At 45.5% G+C, this 17,259-nt stretch carries 12 protein-coding genes; 2 read left to right on the plus strand and 10 right to left on the minus strand.

Annotated features, from left to right (window positions below):
- Window positions 1-15: 15 nt before the first annotated feature.
- The 9 genes from E0496_RS18490 to E0496_RS18530 form a co-directional block, all read right to left on the minus strand.
- The gene (locus E0496_RS18490; protein WP_161601474.1) at window positions 16-1,587 is read right to left on the minus strand and encodes an extracellular solute-binding protein; all 1,572 of its coding nucleotides are present in this window, start codon (window positions 1,585-1,587) and stop codon (window positions 16-18) included.
- A gap of 76 nt (window positions 1,588-1,663) precedes the next feature.
- Window positions 1,664-2,545 (minus strand): carbohydrate ABC transporter permease, encoded by an 882-nt coding sequence (locus E0496_RS18495; protein WP_141503225.1) that lies wholly within the window; start codon window positions 2,543-2,545, stop codon window positions 1,664-1,666.
- A gap of 31 nt (window positions 2,546-2,576) precedes the next feature.
- Window positions 2,577-3,500, minus strand: coding sequence for an ABC transporter permease (locus E0496_RS18500; protein WP_241674863.1), 924 nt, complete (start codon window positions 3,498-3,500; stop codon window positions 2,577-2,579).
- A gap of 426 nt (window positions 3,501-3,926) precedes the next feature.
- Entirely contained in the window at window positions 3,927-4,667 is a 741-nt protein-coding gene (locus E0496_RS18505) for an S-layer homology domain-containing protein (protein ID WP_141503226.1), read from the minus strand.
- A gap of 295 nt (window positions 4,668-4,962) precedes the next feature.
- Window positions 4,963-5,184 carry a hypothetical protein gene (locus tag E0496_RS18510; RefSeq protein WP_206669806.1) on the minus strand — a complete coding sequence of 74 codons (222 nt, stop codon included), beginning with the start codon at window positions 5,182-5,184 and terminating at the stop codon, window positions 4,963-4,965.
- 271 nt (window positions 5,185-5,455) lie between these two features.
- Window positions 5,456-6,562 carry an SGNH/GDSL hydrolase family protein gene (locus E0496_RS18515; RefSeq protein WP_141503228.1) on the minus strand — a complete coding sequence of 369 codons (1,107 nt, stop codon included), beginning with the start codon at window positions 6,560-6,562 and terminating at the stop codon, window positions 5,456-5,458.
- A 51-nt stretch (window positions 6,563-6,613) separates the two neighbouring features.
- The gene (locus E0496_RS18520) at window positions 6,614-9,094 is read right to left on the minus strand and encodes a hypothetical protein (protein ID WP_141503229.1); all 2,481 of its coding nucleotides are present in this window, start codon (window positions 9,092-9,094) and stop codon (window positions 6,614-6,616) included.
- Window positions 9,091-10,533, minus strand: a complete 1,443-nt coding sequence (locus E0496_RS18525; protein WP_141503230.1) for an L-fucose/L-arabinose isomerase family protein — start codon at window positions 10,531-10,533, stop codon at window positions 9,091-9,093. Before E0496_RS18525 ends, E0496_RS18520 begins: the two co-directional genes overlap by 4 nt.
- Before the next feature lie 61 nt (window positions 10,534-10,594).
- Entirely contained in the window at window positions 10,595-11,692 is a 1,098-nt protein-coding gene (locus E0496_RS18530; protein WP_141503231.1) for an SGNH/GDSL hydrolase family protein, read from the minus strand.
- Window positions 11,693-11,981: 289 nt separating this feature from the next.
- On the opposite strand from E0496_RS18530, the gene E0496_RS18535 reads away from it, so the two are divergent.
- Entirely contained in the window at window positions 11,982-14,354 is a 2,373-nt protein-coding gene (locus E0496_RS18535; RefSeq protein ID WP_161601475.1) for a helix-turn-helix domain-containing protein, read from the plus strand.
- A gap of 61 nt (window positions 14,355-14,415) precedes the next feature.
- On the plus strand, window positions 14,416-16,002 hold the full coding sequence (locus tag E0496_RS18540) for a glycoside hydrolase family 3 protein (RefSeq protein ID WP_141503233.1): 1,587 nt from the start codon (window positions 14,416-14,418) through the stop codon (window positions 16,000-16,002).
- Window positions 16,003-16,166: 164 nt separating this feature from the next.
- On the opposite strand, the gene E0496_RS18545 is transcribed toward E0496_RS18540, so the two are convergent.
- Entirely contained in the window at window positions 16,167-17,219 is a 1,053-nt protein-coding gene (locus tag E0496_RS18545) for a zinc-dependent alcohol dehydrogenase (protein ID WP_141503234.1), read from the minus strand.
- Window positions 17,220-17,259 lie beyond the last annotated feature (40 nt).

A 17,259-nucleotide genomic window follows, 5' to 3' on the forward strand; every position in this document is an offset into this window, starting at 1 on the left:
CTTATAAGCAACCCCTTATTTCGTCAAGCTATCATACTTTTCCTTTAAAGGCCCGTATTGCTCGGTTGCCCAAGCTTCTAGCTTCGACATTCCGATCTTCTCGGCTTTTTTCAATATCTCTTCGTAAGCTTGTTCAGCTTCAGCTTCCGTTGGTGCCAAATACACCTTTGTAACCTCCGTTTTCACCATGTTGTCAATGTTGGTACGAATGATCTGTTCGGGAGAATCCGTATCCGGATTAATCATTCCGATTGCTGGGTTGAAAGTTGTAATCTTCGAGTACGCTTCGCCTTGACGAGTCGTTTCCGAATCGCTCTTGTATGTTCCCAGTGCCATACCAACACCCGTCTCTGTTGGAACACCCCACCAATAAACGCCTTTTCCTTTAAGCGTCTCCAAATCCTGAACATTATAGTTGAACTCCGGATATCCAGCCTCGTTCCATGTCCAGTCCTGTCCTTCAATTCCCCATTCCGCTGTACGCCATCCCTCTTCCGAATACAAATATTCAAGGAATTTTACAGTCGCTTCTACATTTTTGTTGTTCTTCGACACATACATGCCAAGTCCGCCGGTTCCGGTACTAACAACCGAGGCTTCAGCTCCGAGAGGCTCGGCAAGCTGGATAAATTCTAAGCCTGAGTCTTTACTGGAAGCATTGAGACGATCCGCGCCAGAATAGGTCCACGTGTAAGCAAAGCCTTTGCCGGAAACCATCATTTGCTCCGTCTCCGATTCATTCTTGTAGGCAAAGTTTTCCGATGTAACATATCCATTGCGATACAAGCTGTTCACATACAGCATTGATTTACGAGTGGCATCTTGTCTGAGATAATATTCAATTTTCCCGTCTTTATCAGCAAATCCACCTACTGCTCCATATTGTGTGTCAAAGTAAGGACGCTGCCAGTTCGGATTAAGAATAAGCGGCGTCATGTCCGGATGTTTCTCCTTAACAGCAGCGAATGCTTTATCTAAATCTTCAAGCGTCTTAATAGCCGGATTGCCGATTTCCTCCAAAATATCTTTGCGAAGCGTTATCCCTGGAACCATCATATGGGCATATGGACTGGCTTTCCATTCCGCTTCGGTTGAGAAATCGTTCCGAATCGCGTAATAGTTGCCGTCGCTTACCGTATTGACGAGCTCCTTGACCGGATCGAACTTCACGCCAGGGGCATATTTCGGAAAAATCTCATTATAAGGAAGACTGATGTTGCCATCCGACATGAGCTTGAAGTTGAACGAAACGACGATATCGGGCAAATCTCCCGAAGCGACCATCAGGGCAAGCTGCTTATCATCCGTAGCCACTGTAATTTTCGGCTTAACGCCTGTTGCTTTCGTAATCGCTTCTGGTATTTCACCTTTCCAGTCCTGGAACGGATACCATGTGGCATCGACGAACATTGTCAGCTCGACCGGTTCCTCTGTCCCGTTATTGCCAGCAGTTTCTCCTTCCGCTTTACCGTTGTTCGTGCTCACCGTTCCGTTATTGCTGCTGTTGTTGCTGCAAGCCGAAAGTGCTCCTCCTACCAGTAATACTACTGCGAACATGACAATAATCAGTTTATAGCTCTTATTCATTCCCATACCCCCGTCTATAATAGTCTTATTTTAAGGCCGCCAGTCCGATTATGAAAGAGACGGCCGAAAAACCGCATCAGCCTTTGACTGAACCTAACATCATGCCGGATACAAAATACTTTTGCAAAAACGGATAGACACCAAGAATAGGAACGATCGATACAACCATCGCTGTCGCTTGGACCGAGAAAGGCGTAACGCTGGAACGCGACATCGCTGCCGCTTGTGCATCTCCCGACGGCACCATGGATTGGTTAATAACCTGCATCATCCGGTAGGTCAGCGTACGAAGCCCTTCATCCTGTACGAAGTAAGCTGAATCCAGCCATGCATTCCATTGACCGGAGCCGATGAACAAGCTCATCGTAGCAAGAAGCGGCATCGAGACCGGAAGAATGATTTTGGCAAAGATCCGCACCTCCGATGCTCCGTCAATTCTAGCCGACTCACCCAGTTCTTCAGGAATATCCGTAAAAAACGAGATCGCAATCAATAGGAAAAATAAATTAAGCATGCCCGGAATGACATAAACACCGAATGTGTTAATAAGCCCAAGGCTCTTCAGCACGATATAAAAAGCGATAATACCGCCGGAGAAATTCATCGCTATTACGACGATTGTGAAGTAGCTCTTACGGAAGATGAGATCCCGTTTAGCAAGACCATATGCAACAAGCCCGGTAAACAAGACGCCTAGAAACGTTCCGACAATGGTCCTTAATAGCGAAATGCCGAATGCGCTGATCCACTTTGGATCCTCGAGAAAATAGAGATAGTTGCCGAACGTGAATTGCCTTGGCCACAGGTACATGCCTCCTGACGCTGTATCTGTACCTGCATTAAAGGTAATCAACAAAATATAGTAGAAAGGATATAGAGTAACGAAGACGACGATGATCAGGATGATCGAAATGATCGTATCCAATACCCGATCCTCCATCGTTTTTCTTCTGCGCATGATGAATCACCACTCTCAAGTTTCTTGTTCGTCAGAATAATCCAGTGCCCGATACTCGTTTGGCAATAGCGTTGCTAGTGAATATCAGGAAAACGGATATAAGTGATTGCATAAGATCAATAGCCGTAGCAAATGAGAATCTTCCTTGGGCAAGGCCGATCGTGAAGGCATAGGTCTGAATGATCTGAGATTTCTCGCTATTAATCGTATTGCCTAGCAGCATCGATTGCTCAAAGTTCGATCCAACTAACCCACCGCCCAGCATGCTCCCAATCGTCAATATTAGGACAACGATGCTTGCGCCCTTCAGACCCGGCAGTGTAATGTGGATAATTCGTTTGAGACGGCTTGCACCATCCATCTCAGCAGCTTCGTATAATGAAGGATCAATTCCGGCAAGCGCAGCAAGAAAAATAATCGTCCACCAGCCCGCTTCTTTCCATATAGCCGTTGATACAGCTAGTCCCCAGAAGGCATCCGGATCGGTTAAAATGGACAACGGCTCCTTAATCATATGAATCGATTGCAGAAAATCGTTGACGATGCCAAAGCTTGACGAGAAGAACGCATAGGATATGCCAGTAACGACTACCCATGAAATGAAATGCGGCAAATAACTGACCGTTTGTACGAATCGTTTCACAAATACATGCCTAACTTCGCTAAGAAGAATGGCGAACAGGATAGGAATTGGATACGAAAAAACAATTTTCAACAGGCTGAGCACTAACGTATTGCGCACAAGCATCGGGAAATTATAGTCATTTATGAGCTCCTTAAAGTGTGACAAGCCTGCCCAGGAACTGCTGAAGATGCCATCGATGCCGGTTGATATTTTATAATTTTTGAAGGCAATGATGATTCCGAACATCGGAATATAACTGAACACGAGCAGGAACAACAATCCAATCCATACAAATACCTGGAAGGGCAACTGTCTTTTAAACTGTTTCAAAAATACGGTTTTCTGAATGGGATTCGCCTCTCCTTTCGGTCTATATCGGGCTAGCTAGCTGCGATGCGACCTCTTGTTTCTCATTATAAAAGCGCATACATTTTATGAAAACGGTTCATTTCGCATAAATTGATGTCCTTTTTCAAGGTGGTCCATATGGCAAAAGAAAAAAGAACCAATCATTGTCGGAAAACAATGATTGGTTCTTTTTTAGGTTGATAGGTATAAAGAAAGCAATTAAAACCATTTCCAATTATATTATTAAGACTCCTTTTCTAAAAGTCGCACTCCTTACTTTTTGATCGTCTCGATTGGGATCACTCCGATAAATTCAGTTAAAGCATCGTCCTGTCTGGGTTCTCACAGCTCGCTTAAAGCTTTAATCAGATGGCAACCGAAGTTTGGGGACGAAATTCTTCCCCTATCCTATTTAGTTCCTGGTATTTGCGGGCTTGTTGACCAAGGTGATCTTTTTGCGTTTGTTTCTGAATCAAGATCCGGTTGTGGCGATGGTGCAGGATGTGCCTTAATGTATTCAAGCACATTGTAGATTTGTTCTGCTGCTTCCGCACGAGTGATTTCAGCTTTAGGATGGAAGTTCCCTTGTTCATCTAATTTCACTACGTTATAAGCAAGCGCACGCTGAATGGCTCCATCATAATCGACGGTTAGTTCAGTGCTATCATTAATCTGAACGGGAACAAGCTTAATCTGCGGTAGATTGCTGTGCGTTTCAATCGTGCTAATAAGCTGATGAGTGAACTCTTCACGCGTCCATTTCTTGTTAAGATCCAGATCGGCTGGCAGTATGACCCCATTAACGCTTGCCGTAATTAAAGCATTGGCATACCAAGCATCATTGTTAGCATTTTTGAAATAATCCGTAGCTTTAGGTTCGACAAGGAATCTGACTAGATCTAGATTCAGATTCGCGGCATTCACAATAAGCTGAATACCTTGTGCCGCTGTGATGGTGTTATTCGGGGCAAATAAGTCGTCCGAAATACCATGGACTAAGCCTTGTTCTTGTAAGGAAATAATTTTATCCTTTGCTGCGATATTCGTTATATCCGTGAAAGGGTTGGTAGCTGCATAGCTTTGACCGACAAAGGTTAATGATAATGCGGTAGCAGCGGAAAGAGTAATCAGTTTAAATTTTCTTTTCATTTCTATCACCTCATAGAGTTATTGGTTACGATTCTAGCCTTTTATTGGTTGTTCGGATTAACCAGGCTATCTCATGGTTTCCTGATGTCGCCCTTACATTAGTAATACAATTGAAGAGCCTATTATTTTTCACACTGAAAGAATATTTTTTTTGACGATCGAAATCGGCTGGTGTCTTCTCTTCTCATGTTTAAACCAAAGAAAAGCAATCCCAGCTGCATGAGCTGGGATTGCTTTTTTTAAGATAAACAACGTACCTAAAAGATCATCGATTCAAATCGCTTCTTATATCTTCTTAGATTACTCTTCTTGCAACAAAAGTAAGGTCAAAAATATCAATCATGCCATTATCAAAGCCGCCAATCTTATTGATCTCACCTGCACAACCACTCCGATCCGGATTCAGAGGGAGACGTTTCTGGATACCTGCCAGCAGATTGGCTTGGAAATAGCGTTCCTCCGGGTACAACAGAATTTTGGGGTCATTGATCAGATTGAGCAATACGTAAACAGCCATTTCCACGAAAACATGACCTTAAAGGATATTGCCGCTAAATTTTATATGAATCATGCCTATTTGGGGCAGCTCTTCCGGCGAAAGAAGGAGATTCACTTCAATGAGTACCTCCATCAAGTTCGAAAAACACGTAGGCGTTACCCCAACTGCATATCGATCAGGATCGCAGCCGCAAAAAAGTCCACATCCCTGATCAAGGGGTGTGGACTTTACTACATGCAAACCGCCACATGTTGGCCGGGCCGTATCCTGTTCAGCTCATAGCTCGCAGCTAACGCTGTTCGAAAATCAATTTATCAATAATCGGGCTAAGTGTTTCCGCGATACGGGAATAACCTAAATCAGAAGGGTGAACGCCATCTGTGGTGCATTCCTGATAATCGGAGCCTAACAGCTCTGCACCATCAAAGAAGTGGAGATTAGCATCCCCTTCCTGCTGCAATCGTTCAACGGTTGCCAATTGAAGCTGTTTGCGTTCTTCCCGCAGGCGAAGCTTGGATTCGTCAAAAGCTTCCATCGGCAATCGGATCTGTGTGATGACGAGAATGGGAACTTCGGGATGGCGGGAACGATAAATTCGGATAAATTCAGGCAATGATTCCTTCAGTCGTTCTGTACTAGGCGTATTCGCTTCATAATCCAGAACAAGCAAAGCCGGCTCTTCGATTTGACTGATCAACTGGGCAAGCTCCGGCTCCCCTTGCGCATTGCCTGAGAACCCCAGATTCACCATTTCAATCGGAAATTTCCGACTTAGTATGTTCGAATAGGCCATACCAGGCCTAGAGGCACAAGCCCCATGAGTGATGGAGGTTCCATAAATAAGAACCTTCTTGCTACTTACAAAACCAGGAAATGCAGCTACCGATGAAGAAGGATCAAGACCGATCCAAACCTCCTTCACCCCTTGATATAACGGCAGATTAAGTGTAATATCCCGCATTTCCCTAGGCAGGGATTCATAGAGGACAGATTCGTATTCCTCTTTCGATTGGTCAAAGCGAGTGGTATTGACATAAAGTTGATTTCCTGTTGTACCGAAATAGCAATCAACGCCACATTGACCAGTGGCAGGCATTTGGTACATGGTCGCTCGATCAGCCAAAACGACTCTTACATAAAGCTTCGGTGAGTCTGTCTGGAAACGAATTTGCACGCCCGTCGTATAATTCGCAAGCCGATCTACCTCTGATCGAATGGGATGACTTGGCTCAAGTGGCAATCTTCGATATACCCCGTCTTGTTCAAGCCAAGGCAGCCCCGTTATTCGAAAGGGCTCACTTAGAGGCGAATGCCATGTCCAATCGCTGCTCGTATTCACATCTATTTTCATATTGTGATCCAGTACCTCTTCCTCATTTTTCCTTGATGTATTCATCCATTCTCACCAGCCTCTCACATGACGGATTTTTTGTAGCAACGAGACGATTTACCATGAAATATCAATGTTTCCGCTAATTTGAGTTAGTCGTATACGATTTCCGATTGCCTTACCGGTTAAATCCAAAGCTTGTTCGCCGAGCTTCACTTCCACGTTGCCCGCTTGCAGCTCGGCAAGAGGAGGATAAATAGTCACATCGGCCTCAACCAGATTGTAAACGCTTATCGTACGGAGCGTGTTGCTGCGTTTCTTGGGTGTGGGAACAGGCTGATTTTCCCTGCATATTATCCGAGATATTTGCTTTTGCTTAACAAACAAGCGGCATTCATCATGAAACGTTCGGTCAAGTGCATAAGCAGCCGTTCCTTCCCCAATCATAGCAGTCTGTCCAACAATCAGTGGGGCACCATCAGGGAATTGAAGCTGAAGCCCCACTGATGTATCCTGCTTGCAGCCGGTAAGGATAAATGCGTTATCATTCCTTGTGATGAACAGCAATGCCGATTCGGAGGCTGCATCTTCCTTTGACTGGTACAAAGAATAACCAAATGGTTGCAGGAGATAGCGCACAAATAGGGAGGAATCCACAAATTCCTTCTCCTGCCGAACCGGCAAATGCGTTACGCCTGCAGGCTGGAAAGGCAGCGAGCCGCGTACCCACCCCGCTTGGCCTCCATTCCATTCAGGTAAAGCTCTAGTTAGCGTAAATACGCGTTCCAGCCCTAACTGATTCACGCTTGCATGCACGAGTGTATTGTTATCAGTCAGGTCGTCCACAACATCGCTTAACCCACCGCCTGAAATGTTCGAGTGATGGTACAATTTATGATTTCCGTCTCCGCTTACGTGCTCCCCGTTCTTGATCGTATCTCTTGGCAAAGTAAGGTTAACGGAAAAGTCACCTTCAAGCTCATCCTCGCACGCAAGATTCAACAGTTTGCGCAAATCCGGATCTTCGACCCTACCATAGAAAATGATTTTGCCTCCGTTTCGGACATACTCGATGATTCTCAGCGCTTTCTCCCCTTTGATCCAAAAAGCCGCTGTAAATAAAATCGTATCTTGAAGCTTATGGATGGCATCATCATTCATTGCGAAAAAGTCATCCGTGCTAACAACCGTATTCAGCGGCAAGCCTTGGTTAATGGCATTGCGCACAAACCAATCATGGAAGAAAGCGTCGCTCGAATGCTCGTCTGATTCAGCCATTGCTTCATGCAGCTCTCGAAATGGGTACAACCACGTTAAGATTCCCGGCTGGTCGGGCGCATCTTTGAAAGCCTTCTTAATATGAGGAATAACCTCCATCGGGATATCTTCATCCAGCTCACCCTTTTCCGAATCGATGGTCAAAATTTGTACGATCCCTGGGCTCTCTAACTCCCCCTCTGTGTTAACTCGAGCAACGGTAAGCGGGCAATAAATATCATGCGGCTCCCGATCGTACAAATCCCACCAGGGATTTTGCCAGAACCATGGATCATTGGCATAAAAGCGGAATAAGTAAGTCTGACTCGGGAGCATGGCTATACGTGACATATAGCCTGTGAGCTCCAAGCCGAAATCATAGTTAAGGGCTCCCCAAGGCGAGTTTGGCGGCGGGAATTCAACATAGCTTCTCTCATACATATCCAGTAAGGGAATACAGTCTTTGGCTAGGTCCATGCCTGTACCGTAGTTGGTCCCTCTGACTTCTGTTCGATAATCCGGGCATTCTTGCTTGAATATTTCCCAGAACGACAGCGTCTTAGTCGATAGCTCTTCGTATTGAACCATGCCAAGCTGCTTACCATCGTAATTAGCACCTAGATACGTCCATGGAAAGTACGACATCGCAAATCCATTGGAAAACCAAATATAATCAAAGCCTAGTGCCGGCAAAAAACTTGCACACTGCCGCCCCAGAAACTCGCCAAATGGCGTACCTTCGGGAATGCCGCCAGGATAAGCTGCATAATCCACGTTATCTTCTTTCAGTTTCGACCAACCACATACGACCGTATAATCCGCTTTCAACGAGATGAATTGCCCGTTCACTTCAGCAAGGTTGATTTCCGGGTGATGCTTATATTTGAAATCGGAGTAGGAAAATTCTGGTCCAGCGTCAAAAGTCGCTCCTACCTCCATGCGAATGCCGTAACGATCCGCTGCAATTCTTTTGAAGGAAGCGATTATGAATTGCAAATCACCGTAGGTGATTTTTGCTGTTTCGCTGAGGTAAGGCTGGGCGATTCGCGGATCAGTGCCCTCCGTAAGGTGGCTGAAGAATTGCTCATTGGCGTATCCGATATAGCGGGCCCATTCAATCTCACGCTGCAAATCGCCATCCCAGACAAGAATCTCGCTTCCATCGGCGACCCACAGCAGCATGGAACAGCTGTCCGCCATGCCGATCAGTGGAAGCCACTGGCGGATGGCCTCCGCACATACAGCCTCGATGGCCTCTGGTGCCATACTCTTGAAAGGCTTCAGGCTCATTTCCAGTGTGACTCTTTGCAAGGAGTGCTTTGCTTTTACATTTTTTGTCATATGATTTCCACCTCAATGCCCAGCACCTTGGCAACATTACGGATCTTGGATCCTACATGCCCCACACCAAGCGCAAAGTGATGCGTTGGACCTGCTGAGCACCATTTTTCCACGAATTCTGAAACACTGTAATTAAATTTACAGCGAGTATTTGTATTGCCAGTCTGCGGAATTTCCCCTTTGATGGATTCGCCTTCCGTGGCGATCATTTTGTATTTGCCGTTAGCCGTTTGTGAAATGCTGAGCAACGTAACAGGCCCTGATTTGATGCTAAACTCAACGCCGATGCCAGATCCGCTTTTACCGTGAAACAGATCCAATCCGCGAATGATCGGCTGGCCGTCGCTAATCTTAATATTATGAGGGCCATCATGCCCGACGAGGACAATGTCGTCAACGAAGTCACAAGGATGCAGCTCCGCGAATGAACCTCCTGCATCCAGACGATCCATAATTAGCATCGCTGCACATGTCTTTAAGTCGGCTTCTCCTGCAAGCGGAACTCCTTTGCCTGTCAACAGCGAGTTGCCGAGCACCATATTCGATCCAATCCGTTCATATTCATTGTTGTCAAGACCCCGGTAATAGTAGGCAAGACCTGTTAACCCATTTTCTACAATCAACTTATCCAGCCCAACCGCGACTTTGGCTGACCAATCGAGATCCTCTTGCTTGATCGGTCTGGTCACCGGATCGATAAAGGGATCGGATATTTTGAAAACGCTATTAATTTCGTCCAATTTATCAGCCATTTCCTTAGCCGTTACACCGTTCACAAGCTTCGCCAAATCACACATTTCGAGCATTTGCACATGCGAACCAAAGGAAGCCGTAAAAGCTGTCGGATCGGAGTTCATATCATACATTCCCTCGTAGGTATGTCCCATATAGCCGATTCTGGCATATTTGAATGCTCTTCGCGCATTAGCGACCAGGCACCAGTCTTTTAATTCGTTCATCGCACGTTCATCGTCATAAAGCGTTCCTACAATCATTCCCGCCGCAGGTTTTCCCGCTCGCACGAGTACACCGCCTATTTCGGGAAGGGAACAAATATTATCGTTAGCTAATTGCATATAGGTCGTCGTATTGCGATAGTCCAGGCGCTTTCTTGGCTGCAATGCGACAAGTACCGTTGGAACAGACAAATTCAAGATCGGAGTAGCCGCCGTCGATGACGTCACATAGGTGCTCAGGAAGCAAAATAGGAAATCAATGTCTTGGGTCTTCAAATAAGATGATGCTGCAAAAGACTTATCTACACCATCAACAAAGCCCCCCGATACCACCTCGACATCTTGCCCCCGAAGCATTTCCTCAAATTCACGACCATAGCCCTCAAGCTCCTCTTTTAATCCCGGAAATTGTGCCCAATACGGCTCGTGGCCCACTGTGATCACGCCTACACGCGCTTTTGCCTTTTGAAATAAATGACTCATTCCCCTTCAACTCCCTTATATTTTTACTTACATTTTATTTTCTCGGGTTCTGCGAGCAGTCCTATCTCACTATTCCGATTAAAGCCAAATGAAAATTCGTTCCTGTGCAGTCCGCTCTATTGCCGTGCACGACCTCCAGTTCAATATGATGCTGCCCTGCCTCCAGGTCATTCGCGATCCAATAAATATGGAACCAGCCCCCGTCTGCGCACCAATTAGGCCGTTCGCGACAAGAAGTAATCGCAGGGCCTCCGTCCAGCTTGTAGATGAATTCCGCTGACTTCTTGCCAAAATCGAAGGCTAGCGCAAGTCCCTTTCCCGTAAACGAGAAGGATAGCTTCGAGCCGACCGCAGAAGTACACAGCATGTGATCCACCCAAGGCATGTGTGCCCTAGCGCGTCTAGTCAACCATGGTCCTTCCAACTGAACCTCATCCAATGAGAGCGTATCCGCTTGCCCCCAATGATTAACATTAAGCGGCGTTGCGAGCGGTTTATCGATTTTGGCACTTACCGTATTAAAATCCGTTAGCAATTCCTTTTCCAAATAAGCAATGACGCACTGCCCATAACTCAGACTGCCTCGATGTTTAGGATGCAGCCCATCTGGCAGCCACTCATCCCAAGTCATACGGCCCATCTTCACTTCCTGCCAGGCATGCAGTCCAGCCCAAACCGTGCTGATGCCATAATGCTCCGCTAACTCTTCGAATTCAGCGATACTGGCGGGAACCTCCCCTTCGGACATGTCCTCGTACATTTTCTGACAGTAGGTATAGACGAATACGAGCTCACTTCGTCCGTCAGCCAGCAGCTTGCGGATTAATCCCTCTCTCGCTCTCATCCGATGTTCAGAAGGTGTCATGTAGTCATTGACGGCAAATTCAACAAATATCAGATCACATTGATGATTGATCAAGTCTCGCTCAGCACGGAAAACAGCCAAATCGCTGCCTGTTGCACCTATCGCAGCATTCTCCACTTTGATGCGTGCTTGAGGAAACGATTCTACAAACCAACGCGCGACTGGCTCCGGCCAATTCGGCATTAAGCTGCCATCTTCCGTAATAGATCCACCAATGAAACCCAACGTTAATTGTCCCGTTTGCAGCTTGCTTTTAACTTGAGTCAAACGTCCTCGAAACTGTATTGTTTCCATTTTGCATTCATCTCCACGTGAATTTCGAGTATGGCGAGCCCTCTGGGCAGCAGCCAAACCGTTAGTTTAAAAGTAACTAACACCTGCTAGAATGTATACTTTAAATTGCGTCGAAACCTCTAATAAATGTAGGGAGGCGATCGTGCAGGTCCCCCTGTGATCCAAATATTTTCCGTCTGAGAACTATACGATTTATGTTCGTAACTATGAGATACGCAAATTAGATTTACTTTTGCTTTTAGATGAGCTATTCTCACTTCTACAAGGCATGGGAGGAGCAAGACCATTAATGAAACTAACATCTTTATTCGCATCCAAAAGCTTTCTTTTTAAAATCGTCTTGTGGATCAGCGCATCCGTTCTTTGCATCGTTGGCATTCTGTCTGTCATCATTTATTTAAATGCGCAAAACTTAATGATTAAGAAGGAATCGGACAATAGCAAAAAAATACTGCTTCAGGTCAAATACAATACGAACATCATGAATGAAACGATGAGCCGGCTCACGCAGTCCCTCTATATAAATAACGACATTACTTCCATCATGTACGCGGAGCAGGAAAATATCGTTGACGTCATCACACGCCTGAACAATGTCGTTAACTCGTTAACGTCCTCTTACCCCTACATACACTCCATCAGTGTGTATAATCGCAACCTTGATCAATTTTACAATGCAGGCTCTCCCATTTTCTTCGATGATCCACAATTGTTAGCGTTGTACAATTCCGATCAACTGCTGCCGAAATTGAAACCCATCTTTCGCGATATCCAAAAAGTAGTAAATGAAACGAACAAAAGTGAACGTGTTCTTTCCTATTTTATGTATGAAACCGCAATGAACAGCGAAAAACCGGACGGTGCTGTCGTTATCAATGTCAAACCCGAATGGCTGCTTGGCAACATTAAGCAAATTAATAGTGTTGATCGGCAGCAAGGAAATAACATCTATCTCCTGGATCAGCACGGTGACTATACCGATGTGGATGAAAACCAAGAAAACGCGGATAAATTAAAGTGGTTGAAGAACGAAGTTTTAAATCACACCAAAAAGGCTTCATCTTTAGAAGCTGACAGTTCGTTTAAAAGCAAATACATGGACACGCAGTATTTAATAACCTACCTCTATCTCGATAGCATTAACATGACGTTGTTGAAGATTCAACCGACCTTGGAAGTATATGGATATATTCAAGGCTTTAAGACAAGTATCATCTTTATTACACTCATTTTTCTTGTGATGGCGATTGTCATTTCCGTCAGCATTTCACGTAAAATCTATGGCCCTATTGGCAATTTAGTGCAAACCATTTCTTCTGGACGCCTGCATACCTTCGAGCAAAGAGGAAAAGGCGACGAAATCTCCTACTTGGATTATGTCTATAAGCAATCCATGGAAAAATTAAACCTTTATGACAAACAGATTTACCAATACGGAGATGTGATGAAGCACTATTGGTTAAACCGCATACTGACAGAAAATCTAAAAATGGATACCGCCGAGTTGGAAAGCATCTTTCTTGAAATGAAAATAAGCTTACCCTTAGATCAGTCCTATGCGGTTTTACTGCTCAAAATAGACAACTATAAAGATTTTCAGCGAAGCTTTTCTTCCAAGGATAAGGAAACGATTCGCTACGCCATGATTAACGTCACATCGGAATGGATTTCAAGGGCCTATATCAATGAAGGCCTTGATTTAAAGGATGATCACGTTGTTCTCATCCTTAGCATTCCTCAAGGGCATGAGCACTTTGAGACCGACTTAACAACATTCATTCAAGAAGCACAACAATTTGTTCACCAGTTTTATAAAATTACGTTTACTGCGTCAATCAGTCCGATATCCAATACGATTGACTCGTTGCATACCCTCTATAACAAAGCACTGGATCAAACCGTATACCGCTTTATCTATGGCCATCATTCTATTCTGGATACCGAGAGATTGCTGCTCAATGAAAACAATCAAAAAACAGGATATGCCAAAAATCTGGAAACTCGCTTACAGGAAGCTCTTCGTAAACGCAGCTTAGATGACATTGAGGACGCTATGAGACGGCTGTTCGCCGATATTGGCCAGCTCAACTATTATAATGCGCTTGCTTCAACTTTCCGGCTTTTGGAAACGACCAAGAAGACGTTAGAATCCAGCCCAGATGCGGCAACGCCTTCTCTTCTTATTGACCTGTCGAGCTTTTCGCTTCAGCTCATGGAGAAAGAGACATTAAACAGTATCCACGAAACGATCTTTGGCGCGATTAAAGAATCCTTGCACACGAAGTCAGAAGGTACAACCAATAAAGTAAATCATTACGTTGTAGAAACGGTAGCCGAGTATATAGAAACCCATTTCCAAGATCCTTCTCTCTGTTTGGCATCCATAGCATCTATTATGAAAATATCCCAAAGACGTCTAGCTAATCTATTTAAAGATGCTATGCATGTATCCGTTGCCGACTATATAAATGAAACAAGGCTGGCCAAAGCAGCAGAATACCTATCCGAAAATGAAAATAGCGTGCGTGAAATTGTAGAGAAAGTAGGCGTGCTAAACGAAACCTATTTCTTTAGCTTATTTAAAAAGCATTTTGGCATAACCCCTAAAGAATATGCGTTAAAACACAATGTCAAACAGTTGAAAATCCCAAAAAACGAATGAGATTCCTAGTTTATCTGACTATGAATGCTAAAAGCCTACAACAAACGAAGGAGACGTGTCGATGAAATACAGAATAACCCAAACGGAAACGGCCAAAAGCTTAGTTGGAACCCTTTCATTCAGACAATTATTGAACCAAGTATGCTGCCCAACCTATGGCATGGTTGGCAAGGAGCGACTGGAAGAGTTCGGAGCGATGTTCTTTCATCCCATGGAAAGGACAGAATTACAGCAAATTATCGGACGTTTTAAAAGCGCTTGCAGCATCCCTCCTTTTATTGTTAGCGATCTCGAATGCGGTCCCGGCAATATGATACTAGGCGCGACAAAGTTTCCTTATATGATGGGACTTAGCCAGACAAATTCGGCAGAGCTAGCTTATGAGGTTGGCACAAGTACTGCGATAGAAGCCGGAGAGCTTGGCTACAACTGGACATTCTCGCCGGTGGCAGACCTTGCTGTAGATCCTGACAGTCCGGTTGTCAGCATACGAAGCGCAGGGAAGAATCCCGAGCAAGCAATTAAAATAGCCGGGGCTTATATGACAGGACTGCAGGATCACGGCATGATGGCTACGATTAAGCACTTCCCTGGTGACGGCTATTCCTCCTGGGATCAGCATCTGACGACACCGGTCCTTCCACTGGATGCAGAGGCGTGGAGAAAAGGGCCAGGACGCGTTTTCCAAACGCTGATCAATCAAGGGGCTATGGCGATCATGCCAGGGCATATTGGGTTCCCCGCCTTTGACGAACCGGATGATCGTGGACTGTATCCCCCTGCGACTGTATCAAAAAAGCTGCTGATTGATTTGCTTAGAAATGAGCTGGGGTTCGAGGGGCTGGTCGTGTCGGACGCGATTGAAATGGGCGGAGTTGTCGGCTTTATGAACTACTATGATGCTTGTGCGGCGGCACTGACCAATGGCTGCGACATGCTGCTGTTTCCCAGAATGGACGAGCGTTTCTATATCGAGATGGAGAACCGATTCCATAGCGGCAGCTTAACCCTTGAGACTCTCCGAGATCGGGCTTGCAGAATTGTGTCGCTCAAGGAGCAATTCGGCCTTTTCCAAGACTCGCAATCTGCCTCCACAAAGCGGTCACCCGATAAAGCGGCTCACGCGGCATTGGCAGAAAACGTCATGAAACAAAGCATTACGCTCGTTAGAGATCGTGCAAGTTTGATCCCCTATCCTCTTCTATCGGAGACAAAAGTTCTGCATGTTGTCATTATGAACAATCACGAGCGTTATGGGGAATTATTTGAAAAGATGAAACAGGAGATTGGCCGCTACTCCGATTCGGTGGATCAATGGATCGATCCGGGTCCCGACGCCCTGTTTAAGGCCGTTGCCGACAAATCGTACGATGTAATCCTTTGCTCCATCGGCAGCCGCCTTAGCTACGGGCTGAATGTCGTTCGGCTGCATGACGAAGTAGCAAGGAACATGATGGGCGGCTGGACAAAGTTTGATACACCGATAATCTTTGTTTCCCACTTCCATTCTTTCGTTCATAAGGAATACGAAGCTTCGATCGACACCATCGTGAACACCTATGGAGATATTGACTGTACAGTTGAATACCTTTTGCAGGCGATAACAGGCAAATTACCAATTAATAGAGAGCTGATTGCCCACGATTAATATCAAGGTGAAACGGCTGTCGCCGTCCTTTGGCGGCGCGGCGCGTTTCATTCCCAGAAATATAGAGAAAGGATGGCGAAATCATATCCTTTCCTATATTTGAATAAAAGGCCGAACATCTTAACAGATCAACCTGTTAGATGCTCGGCCTTTTCCATTAAAAGTTATAGAGTCCAATCAAATACGACAGAGAAGACATCATTTGGGTGTAGACGTAATTGTTCGTATGCTGATGCTGCTTCTGTATAAGGGACAACACGATCGATATAAACCCTAGGATCAATCACTTTACTCCGAATGGCCTCCACAGCATTCAATCGATCCTCATTTCCCCGATCTCCAGGCATGAGAAGGAGAACGCCTTCCGAATTCAAATCAGCCCTTGGATCAAGGCTTAGCTTCTCGATGTACGTGCCTTGATATACAATACGCGGCCAATGCCCGACAATACCTGAAATCGGGTTCACATAATACGTTTTCGGATCCCGAAACACATTTGGCGTTTTACGAATCAGCTTATGAGCAAGCGTGACGCCCTGCGAGGAGCCTGAAGCTTCAATAACAAGGTTTGCACCGCCATCACAATAGGCAAGTATACGCTCCAAGGCATCTGGGTCAGAAGCCTGAACACAAGCGTGAACCCCATAACTCAAGGAACGGTTAAGTCTAGATTCCGATAAATCAACAGCAATGACCCGGCATCCTTGGCTAACTAGAAGACCCGCGGAGAAAGCTCCAATGACGCCCTGCCCGATGACCACCGCACATTCATCCCGCTGTGGCTCCGCTGCCATAACGCCTCGCAAGCTGATAGCCGCCACTTGGCTAACGACATAGTCCAAGGGATCAGCCCCTTTCGGCAATAGAATAGGCTTATCATCCACACCAACCAGATGCATACTAGCCTGCCCTCCCCATTGCGAATAAATGTCCTTCGGACCCGTTTGCGGGTTGTAGCTCAGAAGGTCACCGACACGATAACCCTTAACATTCACGCCTATCTGGACTACCTCACCGACAGCCGCATACCCAGGGATTAATGGGAATTTGTCAGAAGCGCCATAATGGCCACCCAGGACGCGTGTTTCCGTTCCACTTGAAACAAACGTATAGCGTGTCTTTACAAGCATTTGATTGTCATTCATCTCAGGTAATGTAAATGTACCAAAGCTCACCTTGTTTGTATCTTCAAATACGATGGCATGGATAATCGTCATAGCTGCTTTCCTCCCTTTAATAAGAAACAATTGGCCAATG

It is taken from the genome of Paenibacillus luteus (assembly GCF_006542765.1).
Lineage (GTDB): Bacteria > Bacillota > Bacilli > Paenibacillales > Paenibacillaceae > Pristimantibacillus > Pristimantibacillus luteus.